The sequence below is a fragment of the Cellulosimicrobium sp. NPDC055967 genome (assembly GCF_042269845.1).
GTDB lineage: Bacteria > Actinomycetota > Actinomycetes > Actinomycetales > Cellulomonadaceae > Cellulosimicrobium.
Genome location: NZ_JBHJYJ010000012.1, coordinates 58,827 through 74,745 on the forward strand (window position 1 = coordinate 58,827; position 15,919 = coordinate 74,745).

At 74.1% G+C, this 15,919-nt stretch carries 12 protein-coding genes and 1 tRNA gene; 8 read left to right on the top strand and 5 right to left on the bottom strand.

Annotation, left to right across the window (positions count from 1 at the left end):
• Window positions 1-417: 417 nt before the first annotated feature.
• The 4 genes from ACFC2L_RS15160 to ACFC2L_RS15175 form a co-directional block, all read right to left on the bottom strand.
• A complete protein-coding gene (locus ACFC2L_RS15160; RefSeq protein ID WP_375825111.1) occupies window positions 418-1,626 on the bottom strand; it encodes an ABC transporter permease in 1,209 nt (402 codons plus the stop codon).
• Window positions 1,623-2,603, bottom strand: coding sequence for an ABC transporter ATP-binding protein (locus ACFC2L_RS15165; RefSeq protein ID WP_375825112.1), 981 nt, complete (start codon window positions 2,601-2,603; stop codon window positions 1,623-1,625). Before ACFC2L_RS15165 ends, ACFC2L_RS15160 begins: the two co-directional genes overlap by 4 nt.
• Window positions 2,604-2,721: 118 nt before the next feature.
• On the bottom strand, window positions 2,722-3,444 hold the full coding sequence (locus ACFC2L_RS15170; RefSeq protein ID WP_375825113.1) for a hypothetical protein: 723 nt from the start codon (window positions 3,442-3,444) through the stop codon (window positions 2,722-2,724).
• 74 nt (window positions 3,445-3,518) lie between these two features.
• Window positions 3,519-4,121 carry a TetR/AcrR family transcriptional regulator gene (locus ACFC2L_RS15175; RefSeq protein ID WP_087469723.1) on the bottom strand — a complete coding sequence of 201 codons (603 nt, stop codon included), beginning with the start codon at window positions 4,119-4,121 and terminating at the stop codon, window positions 3,519-3,521.
• A gap of 276 nt (window positions 4,122-4,397) precedes the next feature.
• Here ACFC2L_RS15175 and ACFC2L_RS15180 point away from each other — a divergent pair.
• The 7 genes from ACFC2L_RS15180 (at window position 4,398) to ACFC2L_RS15210 (ending at window position 9,824) form a co-directional block, all read left to right on the top strand.
• Window positions 4,398-4,469, top strand: a tRNA-Gln gene (locus ACFC2L_RS15180).
• Window positions 4,470-4,499: 30 nt separating this feature from the next.
• Window positions 4,500-6,176: a bifunctional UDP-N-acetylglucosamine diphosphorylase/glucosamine-1-phosphate N-acetyltransferase GlmU gene (glmU, locus tag ACFC2L_RS15185; RefSeq protein ID WP_375825114.1), complete on the top strand. Its 1,677-nt coding sequence runs from the start codon at window positions 4,500-4,502 to the stop codon at window positions 6,174-6,176.
• A gap of 68 nt (window positions 6,177-6,244) precedes the next feature.
• The gene (locus ACFC2L_RS15190) at window positions 6,245-7,228 is read left to right on the top strand and encodes a ribose-phosphate diphosphokinase (protein ID WP_253052885.1); all 984 of its coding nucleotides are present in this window, start codon (window positions 6,245-6,247) and stop codon (window positions 7,226-7,228) included.
• Between the two features lie 11 nt (window positions 7,229-7,239).
• Window positions 7,240-7,851: an SIMPL domain-containing protein gene (locus ACFC2L_RS15195; protein ID WP_375825115.1), complete on the top strand. Its 612-nt coding sequence runs from the start codon at window positions 7,240-7,242 to the stop codon at window positions 7,849-7,851.
• 81 nt (window positions 7,852-7,932) lie between these two features.
• Complete coding sequence (locus ACFC2L_RS15200; protein WP_336728113.1) at window positions 7,933-8,103, top strand: hypothetical protein; 171 nt, start codon at window positions 7,933-7,935, stop codon at window positions 8,101-8,103.
• 1 nt (window position 8,104) lies between these two features.
• The gene (locus ACFC2L_RS15205) at window positions 8,105-9,022 is read left to right on the top strand and encodes a hypothetical protein (protein WP_375825116.1); all 918 of its coding nucleotides are present in this window, start codon (window positions 8,105-8,107) and stop codon (window positions 9,020-9,022) included.
• 73 nt (window positions 9,023-9,095) lie between these two features.
• Window positions 9,096-9,824 carry a GPP34 family phosphoprotein gene (locus ACFC2L_RS15210; RefSeq protein ID WP_375825117.1) on the top strand — a complete coding sequence of 243 codons (729 nt, stop codon included), beginning with the start codon at window positions 9,096-9,098 and terminating at the stop codon, window positions 9,822-9,824.
• Window positions 9,825-9,856: 32 nt separating this feature from the next.
• Here ACFC2L_RS15210 and ACFC2L_RS15215 read toward each other — a convergent pair whose 3' ends face one another.
• The gene (locus ACFC2L_RS15215; protein ID WP_375825118.1) at window positions 9,857-11,167 is read right to left on the bottom strand and encodes a UDP-glucose dehydrogenase family protein; all 1,311 of its coding nucleotides are present in this window, start codon (window positions 11,165-11,167) and stop codon (window positions 9,857-9,859) included.
• A gap of 263 nt (window positions 11,168-11,430) precedes the next feature.
• Between ACFC2L_RS15215 and ACFC2L_RS15220 the strand changes: the two genes are divergently transcribed.
• Window positions 11,431-15,744: a LamG-like jellyroll fold domain-containing protein gene (locus ACFC2L_RS15220; protein ID WP_375825119.1), complete on the top strand. Its 4,314-nt coding sequence runs from the start codon at window positions 11,431-11,433 to the stop codon at window positions 15,742-15,744.
• Window positions 15,745-15,919: the final 175 nt, after the last annotated feature.

Sequence of the window (15,919 nt, forward strand, 5' to 3'; positions counted from 1 at the left end):
GCACATCGGGCCGAGAGACAACCCCGGTCGCCCGAGGGAGACCCCTGGTCGGCCGAGGGCGAGCCCTGGCCGACCGAGGGAGAACCCTGGTGGGTCGAGGTAGAACCGCGGGTTGTCGGCCGCGGTTCGTCGCCGTGACCGACAACCGCGGGCAGTCGCCCGAGTGAGGGGAGACCAGAGCGAGACACCGTGGGGCGGGGTGGGTGGTGGTGCCGCGTCGTGGCGGGCCTGGCGGGAGCCGCGAGGAACGAGCGGCGGATGGTAGACGCGGCACCACCACCCACCCCGACCACCCAGGCCAGCCACACGCCGTCGAGCACAACAACCACGGCTCTATCTCGCGCGACCACGCCTCTACCTCGCGCGACCACGGCTCTATCTCGCGCGACCAGGGCTCTACCTCGCCGCGGTCCCGGGTCAGGTGGTGCGGAGGGCGTCCTTGAGCTTGACACGGGCACCGGTGCGCAGGACCGCGTTGGAGTAGATCTTCGCGGCGAGCCACACGAGCACCGGGATGACGGCGAGCGAGAGGCCGAGGGCGAGGAGCGCCTCCCAGGTCTCGGCGCTGCCGAGGGCGATGCGCACGGGCATGAGGAGCGGCGAGCACAGCGGGACGAACGACAGCCACACGACGAGCGGGTTGTCCGGGGCCCACGGCGCGACGGAGATGCCGACGACGTACGGCACGATCATGAGGAACGTGACCGGGGTCGTGACCGCGCCGACGTCCTCCTGGCGCGAGACGAGCGCGCCGAGGCCGGCCATGAGGAGCGCGTAGCTGACGAACCCGACGACGAACCACACGAGCGCCCAGGCGGCCGCGGTGCCGAGGTCGATCGTCGACGTGTCGACGAGGCCGAGGCCGAGCGCGGTCCCGACGCCCGCGAGCACGACGAGCGCGACCTGCCCGAGGCCGACGAGGCCGATGCCGAGCACCTTGCCCGCCATGAGCTGCCAGGGCCGGACGGTCGAGAGCAGGAGCTCGACCACGCGGCTCGTCTTCTCCTCGACGACGCCCTGCGCGATGAGCTGGCCGCTGATCATGATGGCCATGAAGAGCAGGACGCCGGTGACGAGGCCGGTGACGTAGCGGGTCGGGTCGAACTCGCTGGGCTCCCCGATGGTGCGCACGGTCGGCGCGGCGGTCGCGACGTCGCCCGCGACCTGGGCGGGGTCGCCGCCGAGGCTCGCGACGGCGTCGGACAGCGCGGTCTGCTGGGCGAGGGTCGTGAAGACGGCGGTGAGGCCGGGGGAGAGCTCGGTGTCCACGACGACGGTGGGCGAGTCGGCGGACCCGGTGACGAGGGCGTCGAGGTCGCCGTCGCGCACCTGGGCCTCGCCCGCGGCGTCGTCGGCGACGTCGACGGTCTCGACCTCGGTGCCGAGCGTGCTTCCCGTGGCCTCGACGGACTCGGCGAGCGCCGCGGTCTGTGGCGTGACGCCGACGCGCTCGGCGGTCGGGCCGGACGAGCTCGCGAGGTTCAGCACCACCCCGCCGAGCACGACCGCGCCGACGAGGACCACGGTGAGCCAGACGAACGACTTCGAGCGGAGCCGCGTCGTGATCTCGCGGCCCGCGACGAGGCGGATCGCGCCCCAGGACGTCAACGAGGTCCCCGTGCTCATGCCCCCACCTCCACGGTCTCGGCGGCCGTCCCGGCCGGCTTCTCCTCGGCGCTCACGACGTCGCGGTACAGCTCGGTGAGCGACGGCCGGACGAGCGAGAACTCGTGCACCGGCCCGGCGGCGAGCGCCGCGCGCAGCACGGCCTGCTCGCGCCCGCTCGGCCCGTCGACGGCGGTCCGGTCGCCCGCGGCCCCGTCGCGGTGCGTGAGCTCGACGACGGTGCGCGACCGCTCCAGGCTGACGGCCCGCGCGTCGGGCACGGCGCCGATCCACGTCGCCCCCGGTGGCCCGTCCACGACCCACCTCTCGGTCTCGGTCCGGCGGAGCTCGTCGATCGTGCCGACCTCGACCATCGCGCCGTCCTTGATGATCCCGACGCGGTCGCACAGGCGTTCCACGAGGTCGAGCTGGTGGGAGGAGAAGACGACGGGGACGCCCGCGTCGGCGCGGGCGCGCAGCACGTTGCTCATGACGTCGACGGCCACGGGGTCGAGCCCGCTGAACGGCTCGTCGAGCACGAGCAGCTCGGGGTCGTGCGTGAGCGCGGCGGCGAGCTGGACGCGCTGCTGGTTGCCGAGCGAGAGCTTCTGCACCTCGTCGCCGCGCCGGGCGTCGACGCCGAGCGTCGTGGTCCAGCGCTCCATCGCGTCCTTCGCGTCTGCGGCGGACAGCCCGTGCAGCCGGGCGAGGTAGACGAGCTGCTCGCCGACCTTCATGCGCGGGTAGAGCCCGCGTTCCTCGGGCATGTAGCCGATGCACCGCCGCGCGGCGAGGTCGATCGGCCGCCCGTCCCAGCGCACCTCGCCCCCGTCGGCGGCGAGCACGCCGAGGATGATGCGCATGGTCGTGGTCTTGCCGGCGCCGTTGGAGCCGACGAAGCCGAAGATCTCCCCGGCACGCACGTCGAACGACGTCCCGCGCAGGGCGCGCACGTCGCCGTAGGTCTTGGTCAGCGAGTCGATCTCGAGTGTCGCCATGTGCCCCAGACAACCACGCGGCCACGCGCACGGCACGGGACAGATGTCACGTCCTGCCCCCTCCCGACGGACCGGGCGGGTCCTTCCGAGGCCGGGGGTCGTGACCCCGGCCGAGGGCTCAGCCCCGGTGCTCGTCGCGCACGGGGGGCAGCGGGGTGCGCGCGGCCCGCACGGTGAGGCGGAGCATCGCGGCGGTCGCCTGGTCGACGTCGGCGACGTCGTCGCGCCGGACGGCGTCGAGCGCGGCCCAGAGGAGCTCGCGCGCGATCGCGGCCTCCCGCTCGTCGAGACGTGCGGAGACGGACTCGACGGCGCTCATCGCGACGAGGACGCGCATGCCCGCCGACGTCGGGGGCGCGACGCGCACGCGCCGGATCTCGACGGCGTCGCGCAGGGCCCGGCGCTCGACGCGCGAGAGCCGGGGTCCGGCCACGCGCAGGAGGACCCGCGTGAGGAGCGCGGCCGTGACGCCGAGGAGCGCGGCGACGAGGACGAGGACGGCAGGCGCCAGGGCGTGCCCGACGAGGAGCGCGGCGATCGCGGTCGCGGCGCCCGCGACGAGACCCAGGCGCACGCCGTCGACGGACGCGTACCACTCGGCGTGCCGCCGCACCCGGTCGAGCTCGCGGGGCGTCAGGCCGGGGACCAGCACGTCGGTGCGCTGGACGATGCGGTCCGGCGCCCCGGCGACGGCCCCGTGGAGGCAGCGCGCGGTCGTCCAGGTCGAGTATCCCCAGACCGTGGGACGGATCTCGTCCCGGTGGTCCTCGTGCGTGCGGTCGGTGGACCGGTCGTGCCCGTGCATGAAGTGCCCCGCTTCGTCGGTCTCGTGCTTCCGCAAGGAGAGACGGGTACGCCCGGGCGCCATGACGCGGATTCGGAGAAGTTTCCCCGGACGACCCGTGGACGGACGCGTCAGGACTTCGTCGTGATGAGGTGCGGGCGCTTCTCCATGTCCGCGAGGCCGTTCCACGCGAGGTTGACGAGGTGCGCCGCGACCTCGGTCTTCTTGGGCGAGCGCACGTCGAGCCAGTACTGCCCGGTGAGGGCGACCATGCCGACGAGCATCTGCGCGTAGATGGGCGCGACCTTGGGGTCCAGCCCGCGCGTCTTGAACTGGTGGGCGAGCAGGTGCTCGACCTGCGTCGCGACGTCGCCGATGAGGCTGGAGAACGTGCCGGTGGCCTGGGCGACGGGGGAGTCGCGCACGAGGATGCGGAACCCGTCCTCGGACGCCTCGATGTAGGACAGGAGCGCGAGCGCGGTGCGCTCGAGGAGCACCTTGGGGTGGCCGCCCTCGTCGAGCGCGCCGGAGAGCGCCGCCGTGAGCGCCTGGACCTCCCGGTCCACGACGACCGCGTAGATACCCTCCTTGCCCCCGAAGTGCTCGTACACGACCGGCTTGGACACCTCGGCGCGCGCCGCGATCTCCTCGACGCTCGTCCCCTCGAACCCCTTCTCGGCGAAGAGACCGCGGCTCACGGCGAGCAGCTGCTCGCGCCGCTGGCTCGCGGTCATGCGGGATCGGGGGGTGCGTCTGGACTCGGCCACGGGGTCCATCATGCCGTGCACCCGCCGCCGTGCCCCGCGTGCGCGCCCCGCCCGTGTGGCGCACGCGACTGCCGCGGTGGGCGAGGACCAGGGTGCGGACCGGACGAGACGGGCGCGACCGGCGTCGGGCACAGGGACCGACCTGGCAGACTGTTCCCGGACCCAGCCCGCCCGCCGTGGCCCGGGAGACGTACCGGAGCACGGCGAGGGGCAGGTGACGGGCAGAGGCGTCGCCGGGTCCGGTCCGCCTTGGTGTAATCGGCAGCACAAGGGTTTTTGGTGCCCTTGGTCCAGGTTCGAGTCCTGGGGGCGGAGCTCGTGCCACCGATCCCGAGGGGAACACCCATGGAAGCTCAGCAGGGAACCGACCCCACCGTCGCCCCCGCTGCCGTGATCGTCCTCGCCGCCGGCGAGGGCACGCGGATGAAGTCGTCCACCCCCAAGATGCTGCACACGCTCGCGGGCCGCAGCCTGCTCGGGCACGTGCTCGTCGCGGCACGCTCGCTCGACCCGGCGCTGCTCGCCGTCGTCGTGCGGCACGGGCGCGACCGCGTCGCCGAGCACGCCGTCTCGGTCGACCCGGACGCGGTGGTCGTGGACCAGGACGAGATCCCCGGGACCGGGCGCGCCGTGCAGTGCGCGCTCGCCGCGCTCGACGCGAAGGCCCACGCGCAGGCGCTCCTGCACGGCCTGCCCGACGGCGAGGAGGGGCGCGGCCTGGGCGACGGGCTCGAGGGCCCCGTGGTCGTGACCGCGGGCGACACCCCCCTGCTCGACGGCGGCACGCTCGCCCAGCTCCTCGCCGCGCACGTGGTCGACGGCAACGCGGTGACGATGCTGACGACGGAGCTCGAGGACGCGACGGGCTACGGGCGCGTCGTGCGCGACGGCTCGGGCGACGTGCAGCGGATCGTCGAGCACAAGGACGCGTCGGCCGACGAGCGCGCGATCCGCGAGGTCAACGCGTCGATCTACGTGTTCGACGCCGCGGTCCTGCGCCGCGGCCTGGGCACGCTCGGGCGCGACAACGCCCAGGGCGAGGTCTACCTGACGGACGTCGTCGCGGCGGCGCGCGCCGAGGGCGGCACGGTCCGGGCGCTCGTCTCCGCGGACCCGACGATCGTCGAGGGCGTCAACGACCGCGTGCAGCTCGCGACGCTGCGCGCGGAGCTCAACCGCCGGATCCTCGAGGACTGGATGCGCGAGGGCGTGACCGTCGTCGACCCGGCGACGACGTGGGTCGACGTCGACGTCGAGCTCGCGCGCGACGTGACCCTGCTCCCCGGCACGCAGCTCCACGGGGCGACGGTCGTCGCCGAGGGCGCGACGATCGGCCCGGACACGACGCTCACCGACACCGAGGTCGGCGCGGGCGCGACGGTGACCCGGACGCACGGCAGCCTCGCGGTCCTGGGGGCCGGGACGTCCGTCGGCCCGTTCGCCTACCTGCGGCCCGGCACCGTGCTCGGCGCCCAGGGCAAGATCGGCACGTTCGTCGAGACGAAGAACGCGGAGATCGGCGAGGGTTCCAAGATCCCGCACCTGTCCTACGTGGGGGACGCGACGATCGGCGAGCACACGAACATCGGCGCCGCGTCGGTCACCGTCAACTACGACGGCGTCCACAAGCACCGCACGGTGATCGGCTCGCACGCGCGCACGGGCGCGGACAACATGTTCGTCGCCCCGGTGTCCGTCGGCGACGGCGCCTACACCGCCGCCGGCTCGGTCATCCGCCGCGACGTGCCCGCGGGCGCGCTCGGGGTGAGCGGCGGGCAGCAGCGCAACATCGAGGGCTGGGTCGAGCGCCGCCGCCCCGGCACCCCGGCGGCCGACGCCGCGGCCGCCGCGCGCGCGAGCGACCCCGAGGCGCCGCCGCTCGGTGCCCAGGCCCAGGCCCAGCTCGCGGACCAGAGCGCGGCGGCGACGGCCGAGCGCCCGACCCCGCCGCCGCCCGGACCCGAGCTCGAGCACACGCTCGAGGCGCTGCGTGGCGGTCGTCCCGCGACCACGGCAGACTGACCGCGTCCGGCCCCGCTCTCCTCAGACCCACCCCGCACCCGGAAACACCACCGAAGGAACCCACTGGTATGAGCAGCACGATCGCCGGCAACGGGGAGAAGTCCCTCGTCCTCGCCTCGGGGCGCGCGCACCCCGAGCTGGCCAACGACGTCGCGCGGGAGCTGGGCATCGACCTGCTGCCCACGACCGCGTACGACTTCGCGAACGGCGAGATCTACGTCCGGTTCGGCGAGTCGGTGCGCGGCGCCGACGTCTTCATCCTGCAGAGCCACACTGCGCCGATCAACCAGTGGATCATGGAGCAGCTGCTCATGGTCGACGCGGCCAAGCGTGCCTCGGCCCGCACCATCACGGTCGTCCAGCCGTTCTACGGCTACGCCCGGCAGGACAAGAAGCACCGCGGCCGCGAGCCGATCTCGGCCCGCCTCATGTCCGACCTGTTCACCGCCGCGGGCGCCGACCGCCTCATGAGCGTCGACCTGCACGCCGCGCAGACGCAGGGCTTCTTCGACGGCCCGGTCGACCACCTGTGGGCGATGCCGATCCTCACGGACTACGTGCGCACGCGCGTCGACACGTCGAACGTCACGGTCGTCTCCCCGGACGCGGGCCGCATCCGCGTCGCCGAGCAGTGGGCCGCGAAGCTCGGCGGCGGGCCGCTCGCGTTCGTGCACAAGACGCGCGACGTGACGCGCCCGAACCAGGCCGTCGCCAACCGCGTCGTCGGCGACGTCGAGGGCCGTGACTGCGTGCTCGTCGACGACCTCATCGACACCGGCGGCACCATCGCCGAGGCGGTGCGCGTGATCCTCGCCGCGGGGGCGCGCTCGGTGATCGTGGCCGCGACGCACGGCGTGCTGTCCGACCCGGCGGCGCAGCGCCTGTCCGAGTGCGGGGCGAGCGAGGTCGTCATCACGGACACGCTGCCCATCGCTGCGGACAAGCAGTTCCCGCAGCTCACCGTGCTCTCCATCGCGCCGCTCGTCGCGCGCGCCATCCGCGAGGTGTTCGACGACGGGTCGGTCACCTCGCTCTTCGACGGCAACAGCTGACAGGAGGGGTCGTGGGCGGCTCGGGAGTGACGACCACCGGTCAGGGGGCAGTGACGGCGGCGCCGGACGTCGCCGTCGTCGAGCTGGGCGCGGAGTCGAGCGCCCCCGGTGTCCAGGAGGCCCTCGACCGGGCGAACGCCGGGCTGGCCGCGGCGCGCGACGCGCTCGTCGGGGCGGGCGTCGCGCCCGCGGACGTGCGCACGTCCCAGACGTCCACGTGGACCGAGCAGCGCGACGACGGCCCGCGCACGACGGCGCGGCTCACCCTGCGCGCGACCGTGCGCGACGTCGCGGCGTGCGGCGAGATCGTCCGCGCCGCCCTCGACGCCGCGGGGCCCGTCGCGCGCCTCGACTCGACGAGCCTCGCCGTGGGCGACCCCGGCCCGCTCGCCGTCGCGGCGCGCGACGCCGCGTTCGCCGACGCCCGCGCGCGCGCCGAGCAGTACGCGCGGCTCGCGGGCCGGTCGCTCGGCCCGGTCGTGGAGGTCCGCGAGGACGTCGGCGGGCCCGGCCCGGTGCCGCGCCTGATGGCGGCCAAGGCCGCGAGCGACGCGCTCGTCGTCGAGCCCGGCACCCAGGAGGTCCGCGCGAGCGTCACCGTGCGCTGGGAGCTCGCGGACTGACCCGACTTCATCCTTGTCGGCGCGCCCGCGATGGAGAACCCTGGGACTGTCCGGCACGACGCGAGCGCCCAGGGAGTGACGATGAGCACCGAACCAGGCCCCGCGCTCGACGAGTACCGGTGGATCGACGGTCGACTGCTGCAGTGGGACGGCACGGGCTGGGTCGTCCCGCTGGGAGGGGCCGGCCCCGACCAGCAGCCTGCCGACGAGATGCCTCCTCAGGACGACCTCGCCGCGCCCTGGGAGGACTGACGTGCCGCGAGGACCCGAGCCGAGCGTCCTGCCGTCGGGCCCGCAGCCGGTCGAGACGGCGCTGACCGTCGCCCGCATCGCCTCGTACGACGCCTCCACCGCCCGGCTGCGCGACGTCGCGAAGTGGTTCGCGACGTCGACGGTCGCCCTGACCGCCTTCCTCGCCGCGGCGTTCCCCGTCGCCGGGATCGTGTCGGAGCGGGGAGCCGTGACGTGGACCGCGCTCGCGTGGGGCGCGGGCGCCCTGGTGGCGCTCGGGACCGTGGTCGCGCTCGCGAGCCGGGTGCTCGCGCCGCGCGTGGTGACCGTCGAGGCGATCGCGACCCAGCTCGAGTTCACGGGACTGCGGGACGAGGTCGCGCGCGAGCCCACGACGTTCCTCGGCCTGTGGGCGAGCGACGTCCCGGGCCTCGTCGAGCGTCGCCGCCGGGCGGTCGCTGACCAGAGGAACGTCATGGCCCAGCTCGCGGACCCCGCGCTGGCACCGGACCTCCGCACGGCGTTCCAGGATCGGCGCCGCGTCGTCGAACGCGACCTGACGATCCTCGGCTGGGTCTCCTACCGGCTCGAGGGCGCCGGTCTGTACGCCGTGACCTGGCGACGCTTCACGACGTTGAGGGTGTGGAGCGCCGTCGCCGCGGCGATCGCGGCGATCTGCCTCGTCGGTCTCGTGGTGTCGTCGCACGACGACTCCGCGGAGCGGTACCGCGGCGCCACCGTCACGCTGGCGTTCCTCGAGGACCTCGCCCCCGCCCCGACGCAGCTGCTGGGCGCGACCTGTCCGGACGTGGTGACGGGCGAGCTGGTGTCGTCCGGCGCCGAGCCACCCTGGACCGTCCGCATCACCCAGGAGGGGTGCGACGCCGCGACGCTCCACGTGGGGCCGGACCAGGCCGTCCTGGTGATCCACGACGGCTGAGGCCCGCGACGGCCTCGCGGGCCGATGACATTCGGCACGTCTCCGCGGGCACGGCGGCGCCTACCGTGGAGGCATGCTCATCCTCGAGGACTACCTGCTGCTCACGCTCGACGACGTGACCGGGAAGGCCGTCGTCGACGCGTCGTACCGCGAGCAGGTCGCCGCCGGGGCGCTCCTCGTAGAGCTCGCGCTCCTGGGCAGGGCCGACCTCGCGGGCGACGGCGACGGCGGCAGGATCGGGCGCATCGTCGTGCGGGACGCGTCCCCCACCGGCAACACGCTGCTCGACGAGGCGCTGACCGTGGTGCGGTCGCGCGAGGGGTCCACGCCCAAGGGGCTCGTGGCGCCGCTCGCGAAACTCCGGCCGGCGTCGCGCGCGATCGCGTCGCTCGCCGAGCGCGGCGTCCTGCGACGCGAGGAGGGCCGCGTGCTCGGGATCTTCCCGACCACGCGCTGGCCCGCGGCGGACACGCGCCACGAGGAGGGCGTGCGGGCCGGGCTCTGGCGCGTCCTGGTCGACGGCGGCGCGCCGGACCTGCGGACGGCCGCCCTGGTCGCGATCCTCGCCGCGACCGGGCAGGCGGGCCGGGTGCTCGCGGCGGGCGGTGATCGAGGCACGCCGGCAGTCGTGGACGGCGGGACCGACCTGTCCGGGTCGCGCCGCCGCGCCGTCGACGCGCGCGCGAAGGAGATCGCGCGGCAGAGCTGGGCGAGCGAGGCGGTGCGCGCCTACGTCGAGGAGGTCACCGCGGCGATCCTCGTCGGCGCCACGGTCGCGGCGACGGCAGCGGCGACGAACTGACGAGCGCGGCTCGCTCCCGGATTGCCGTGGTGTCAGGGGCGACCCAGCGCGCGGTACGTCCAGCCCGCGTCGCGCCAGACCGCCGGGTCGAGCGCGTTGCGCCCGTCCAGGACGCGCCGGTGCGCGACGTGCTCGCCCAGCGCGCGGGGGTCGAGGTCGCGGTACTCGCGCCACTCCGTGAGCAGCACGACGACGTCGGCCTCCTGCGCCGCCTCCTCGACGGTCGCCGCGAACTTGAGCTCCGGCGCGGTGCGTCGTGCGTTCTCCGTCGCGCGGGGGTCCGTGACGACGACGTGCGCGCCCTGGAGGTGCATCTGCATCGCGACGTTGAGCGCGGGGGAGTCCCGCGTGTCGTCGCTGTCGGGCTTGAAGGCGGCGCCGAGGACCGCGACGTTGCGGCCCACGATCGAGCCGCCGCACACCTCGCGTGCAAGGTCGACCATCCGAACGCGCCGGCGCATGTTGATGGAGTCGACCTCCCGCAGGAACGACAGGGCCTGGTCGACGCCCAGCTCGCCCGCGCGGGCCATGAACGCGCGGATGTCCTTGGGCAGGCAGCCGCCCCCGAACCCGAGCCCGGCGTTGAGGAAGCTGCGCCCGATGCGGGCGTCGTGCCCGATCGCGTCCGCGAGGACCGTGACGTCGCCCCCGGTGGCCTCGCACAGCTCGGCCATCGCGTTGATGAAGGAGATCTTCGTCGCGAGGAACGAGTTCGCGGCGACCTTGACGAGCTCGGCCGTCGCGAAGTCGGTGACGACCTTCGGCGTCCCGTCCGCGAGGACGCTCGCGTAGACCTCGTCGAGGACGCTCTCGGAGGTGCCGTCGTCCTCCGGCTGGACGCCGTACACGAGGCGGTCCGGGTGGAGCGTGTCCTGGACGGCGTGGCCCTCGCGGAGGAACTCCGGGTTCCACACGAGGCGCGCCCCGGGCTGGGCCTCGCGGACGCGCGCGGCGAGCCGCGCGGCGGTCCCCACCGGCACGGTGGACTTGCCGACCACGAGGTCGCCGGGGGACAGGTGCGGCAGGAGGGACTCGACCGCGGCGTCGACGTAGCGCAGGTCCGCCGCGTACTCGCCCGGCCGCTGCGGCGTACCGACGCACACGAAGTGCACCCGTGCCCCGGCCGCGCGCGACACGTCCGTCGTGAAGGTCAGGCGACCGCTCCCGACCTCCTGCTCGAGGAGACGGGGAAGGCCCGGCTCGAAGAACGGCGCCTGGCCCGCGGTGAGCGCCGTGACCTTGTCGGCGTCGACGTCGACGCCGACGACGTCGTGGCCGAGGGACGCCATGCTCGCGGCGTGCACGGCGCCGAGGTACCCGCAACCGACCACCGAGATGCGCATCGAGGACCTCCGTGGGTGACGGTCTGGGTGTCGGCCCACGCTACTCCGCCCGAGCCGCCCGGCGGCCGGGTCGCGTGGGTGAAATGACGGACAGGAGGCCCCAACCGGTCACGCGGGACGCCCTCGGCGGGTGAACTTCCGGGCAGGAGGTCGCCCTCCGGGCTCCCCGAGTGGTTCGATTCGCCTGAGGGTGCATGCAGGGGGCGGCGGTCACGCGGTGTCGCCGCAGTCTCGACGAGCACGCGAGAAGCAGGACGCACCACATGCCGCACAGCACACAGGAGCCTCGACCGTCAGGGGTCACGCGTCGGCGATGGTTCGTCGCGACCGCCGCCGCGGTGGCGGGTGCGCTCGCGCTCGTGGGCATCGGGGCGGCGTTCCCCGGAGTTCCCGGCGGTGCCGGGACCTCGCAGCTCACCGACGTCGTCGGCGACAGCGAGGCCGAGAGCGTCGCGATCGGCGGTTCCGTCGGCCAGGAGGTCGCGGCGAACTTCGCCCCCGACCAGTCCGGCCCCGAGGGACCGGACGCGTCCGCCTCGTCGATGTGGTGGCGGTGGACGGCCCCGACGAGCGGCCCCATCACGTTCTCGACCCACGGCAGCGAGCTCGACACCGTGCTCACGGTCTACCCGAGCACGGCGACGAGCGCCCCCGTCGCGACGAACGACGACGAGGGTGACGTCCGGACCTCGTCGGTGACGTTCGACGCGACCGAGGGCGAGGAGTACCTCGTCGAGGTCTCCGCCAAGTCGCCCGACCCCGGGCTGCTGACCCTGTCGTGGCAGCCGCCCGCACCGGCAGCCGCGGCGCTCCCGGAGGAGCCCGCCGCGGCGGCGGTCACGTCCACCGGCATCCCCCTCACGGGGAACACGGGCGAGAAGCCCCAGTCGAAGCTCTGGTCCGCGGGCGGCACGTGGTGGGCGGTGCTCGCCTCGGCCAGCACGTCGCCCGCAGGCACGTGGGTCTGGCGGTACGACGCGGTCCCCAAGACGTGGACGAACGTCACGCGCATCTCCGAACGCACGGACGTGCGCGCGGACGTCAAGGCCGTCGGCGACGTCGCGCACGTGCTGCTCCACGGGCCGACCACGACCCTCGTCTCGATCCAGCGGGACCCGCAGTCGAACACGTACGTCCCGTGGACCGCGCGCGCCGGCGCGACGGCGGTCTCGCTGCCCGGCAGCGAGACCGCGACCATCGACATCGACTCGACCGGCCGCATGTGGGTCGCCTGGGACACGGCGAGCCAGGTCCAGGTGCGCTGGAGCGACGCCCCCTACTCGTCGTTTTCGGCTCCGGTCACGGTCGCGTCGGGGATCACGGACGACGACATCGCCGTCGTCACCGCGATGCCGGGTAACAAGGTCGGCGTGCTGTGGTCCAACCAGAACACCGAGAGATTCGGCTTCCGGACGCACGCCGACGGCGCGTCCCCCTCGACCTGGACGGCCGACGAGGTCCCCGCGGCGGGGTCCGCGCTCCCGGTCGGCGGCGGCATGGCGGACGACCACCTCAACGTCGCGGTCTCGGACGACGGCACCTTCTACGCGGCCGTCAAGACGTCCTACAACTCCGCGGACCGCACCGTCATCGGTCTCCTGGTCCGTCACCCGGACGGCACCTGGGACCCGTTGCGCGAGGTCGACCGGGTCGGCACGCGCGGCATCGTCCTCGTCGACGACGTCACGGACCGGCTCCGCGTCGTGTACACGCGCAGCACCAACCTCGACGACATCCTCGTGAAGGAGACCTCTCGGATCTCTCCTGACTTCTCCGGGGCGGCGGAGACGGTGCTCGACGGCTCCTGGAACAACGCGACCGCGACGAAGTCGAACGTCCCCGGCGAGGTCCTGGTGATGGCCGCCTCCGCCACGACGGCGCGTGCGGCGCGCCTCGCCTGGACGCCGGCCGGTGCCCCGACGGCGCAGGACTCGACCGTCGCGACGACGGTGGGCGGCACGGTCACCGGGAAGCTCGGCGCGCAGGCGACGACCGACGACCCCCTCACGTTCCAGGTCGTCACGCCGCCGACCGCGGGCACCCTGACGGCGATGGATCCCGCCACGGGTGCGTTCACCTACCGCGCCGGGGCCGCGAGCGGGCTCGACTCGTTCACGTTCCGCGTGGGCAGCGGCGGGCTGTGGTCGGCTCCTGCCACCGTGGGCGTGCGCGTGTCCTCCGCGGACGGCCTGGTCGGCGCGTGGAACCTCGACGAGGGCCAGGGGCTCGTGACCGCCGACTCCTCCGGGTGGGGCAACGGCGGGACGCTCGTCGGCGGGTCGTCGTGGGTCCCGGGGGTCTCCGGGTCCGCCGTGCGCTCGGACGGCGCGACGGGTCTGGTCCGTGTCCCGGACTCCGCCGCACTCGACGTGAGCACCGGGCTCACGGTCGCTGCGTGGGTGCGACCGGAGCAGGCCGCGACCCAGTACGTGGTGAAGAAGGCCACCAACGACGCCGCGGACGGGTTCGAGCTGGCGCTCGCGAGCAACGGCAAGCCCTTCCTGCGTCTCAACGAGGACAGCTCGGGCGACACGTACCGGGTCAACGCGACGTCCTCGTACCCCACGAACGGCACCTGGGTGCACCTCGTCGGGTCGTACGACGGGACGCGCATGCGGATCTACGTCAACGGCGTGGAGCAGGCCTCGAAGGCCGGCCCGGCGAGCATCGGCACGAACGCGTCACCGTTGGGCATCGGCGCAGAGGGCAACGGCTACCGGCCCGTCAAGGGTGCGGTAGACGGCGTCCGTCTCTACGACCGTGCGCTCTCGGCCGCCGAGGTGACGACGCTGTTCCAGGGTGGGTCCACGACGCCCGCGCCGGCACCCGTCGCGCAGGACGTCGCCGTGAAGACGACGCTCGGCCAGCCGGTCTCCGGCACGCTGACGGCCACGGTGCCCCAGGGCGCGACGCCGCAGTTCCAGGTGGTCACCCCGCCGACGCGCGGGACGGTCGCGCTGACGAGCACGTCGGCCGGCACGTTCACCTACACGCCGGGAGCCTCCGCTGGTGCGGACTCCTTCACGTTCCGGGTCGGTGCCGGTGGGCAGTGGTCGGCACCGGCGACGGTCCGCGTGGCGGTGGCCTCCCCGGACGGGCTCGTGGGAGCGTGGGAGCTCGACGAGGGTCAGGGGCTCGCGACCGCGGACGTGTCGGGCTGGGCGAACGGCGGCTCCCTCGTCGGTGCGGCCACGTGGGTCCCCGGGCGGAGCGGGTCCGCGGTGCGGTCCGACGGCGTGACCGGCTACGTCCGCGTACCCGACGCCTCGACGCTCGACCTCACGACGCGGATGACGGTGGCCGCGTGGGTACGGCCAGAACAGCTCGCGACGCAGTACGTGGTGAAGAAGGCCGCGCAGGGGACGACCGACGGCTACGAGCTCGGTCTCGCGAGCGGGGGCAAGCCCTTCCTGCGGCTCAACCACGCATCGTCGGGGGACACGTACCGGGTCGACGCCACCTCCACGTACCCGACGGACGGCACCTGGGTGCACCTCGTCGGGACGTACGACGGGACGCGCATGCGGATCTACGTGAACGGCGTCGAGCAGGCCTCGAAGGCCGGTCCGGCGAGCATCGGGACGAGCACGCTCCCGCTGGGCATCGGGGCCGAGTCCAACGGCACCCGGGCCACCAAGGGCGCCGTGGACTCCGTGCGCCTGTACGACCGCGCCCTCACCGGGGCCGAGGTCGCGGCGCTCTACTCCGGTGCGAGCAGCTCCGTGCCCGCCCCGGAACCGACGCCGGACCCCACGCCGACTCCGGACCCCACGCCGACGCCCGACCCGACTCCGGACCCGACGCCGACGCCCGACCCCACGCCGACTCCGGACCCGACGCCGACGCCCGACCCGACGCCGGATCCCACACCGGTTCCGGACCCGACGCCGACGCCCGACCCGACGCCGACCCCTGACCCGACGCCCGACCCCGGACCGACGGTCCCGGCGGGGGCCGTCGGGGTGTGGGGGTTCGACGAGGGGCAGGGGACCACGGCGGCGGACGGCTCGACCAACGGCGCGACGGCGTCGATGCGCTCGGGCGCGACGTGGGCGACGGGCCTCAGCGGCACCGCGCTCGGGCTGGACGGCGTCGACGACTTCGCGCGCGTCGACGACCGGCCCTCCCTCGACCTCGCCGGCCCGATGACGGTCTCGGCCTGGGTGCGTCCCGAGCAGAAGGCGACGCAGTACGTCCTCAAGAAGGCCGCGCAGGGTGCGACGGATGGGTACGAGCTGGGTCTCGCGAACGGCGGGACGGCGTTCCTCCGGTTCAACCACGCGTCGTCCGGGGACACCTACCGCGTCGACACCACGACGCCCTACCCGACGGACGGCACCTGGGTGCACCTCGTGGGCACCTTCGACGGCACGCGGATGAGGATCTACGTGAACGGCGTCGAGCAGGCGTCGAAGGCCGGACCGGCCGCCGTCGGCACCAACGCGCTCCGTCTGGGCATCGGCGCCGAGTCGGACGGGACCCGTCCGATGAAGGGCCGCATCGACGGCGTGCGGCTCTACGACCGTGCCCTGAGCGCCGCGGAGGTGGCGCAGCTCTACGCCGCGCCCGGGAAGTAGCGGAAGCCCCGAGTCTCGGCTCCGCCTCGGCTCCGTCGCGGGTTTCGCGGGGGAGCCGAGCCCGGGTACAGTAGTCAGGTTGCCTCGGCGAGGGACGTCTGACGGCCGGCAGCGCTGGACCGGTGATCACACCGGCGGCGCGGGACCGCGAGTGTCAGCCAGACCTGTTGGATCT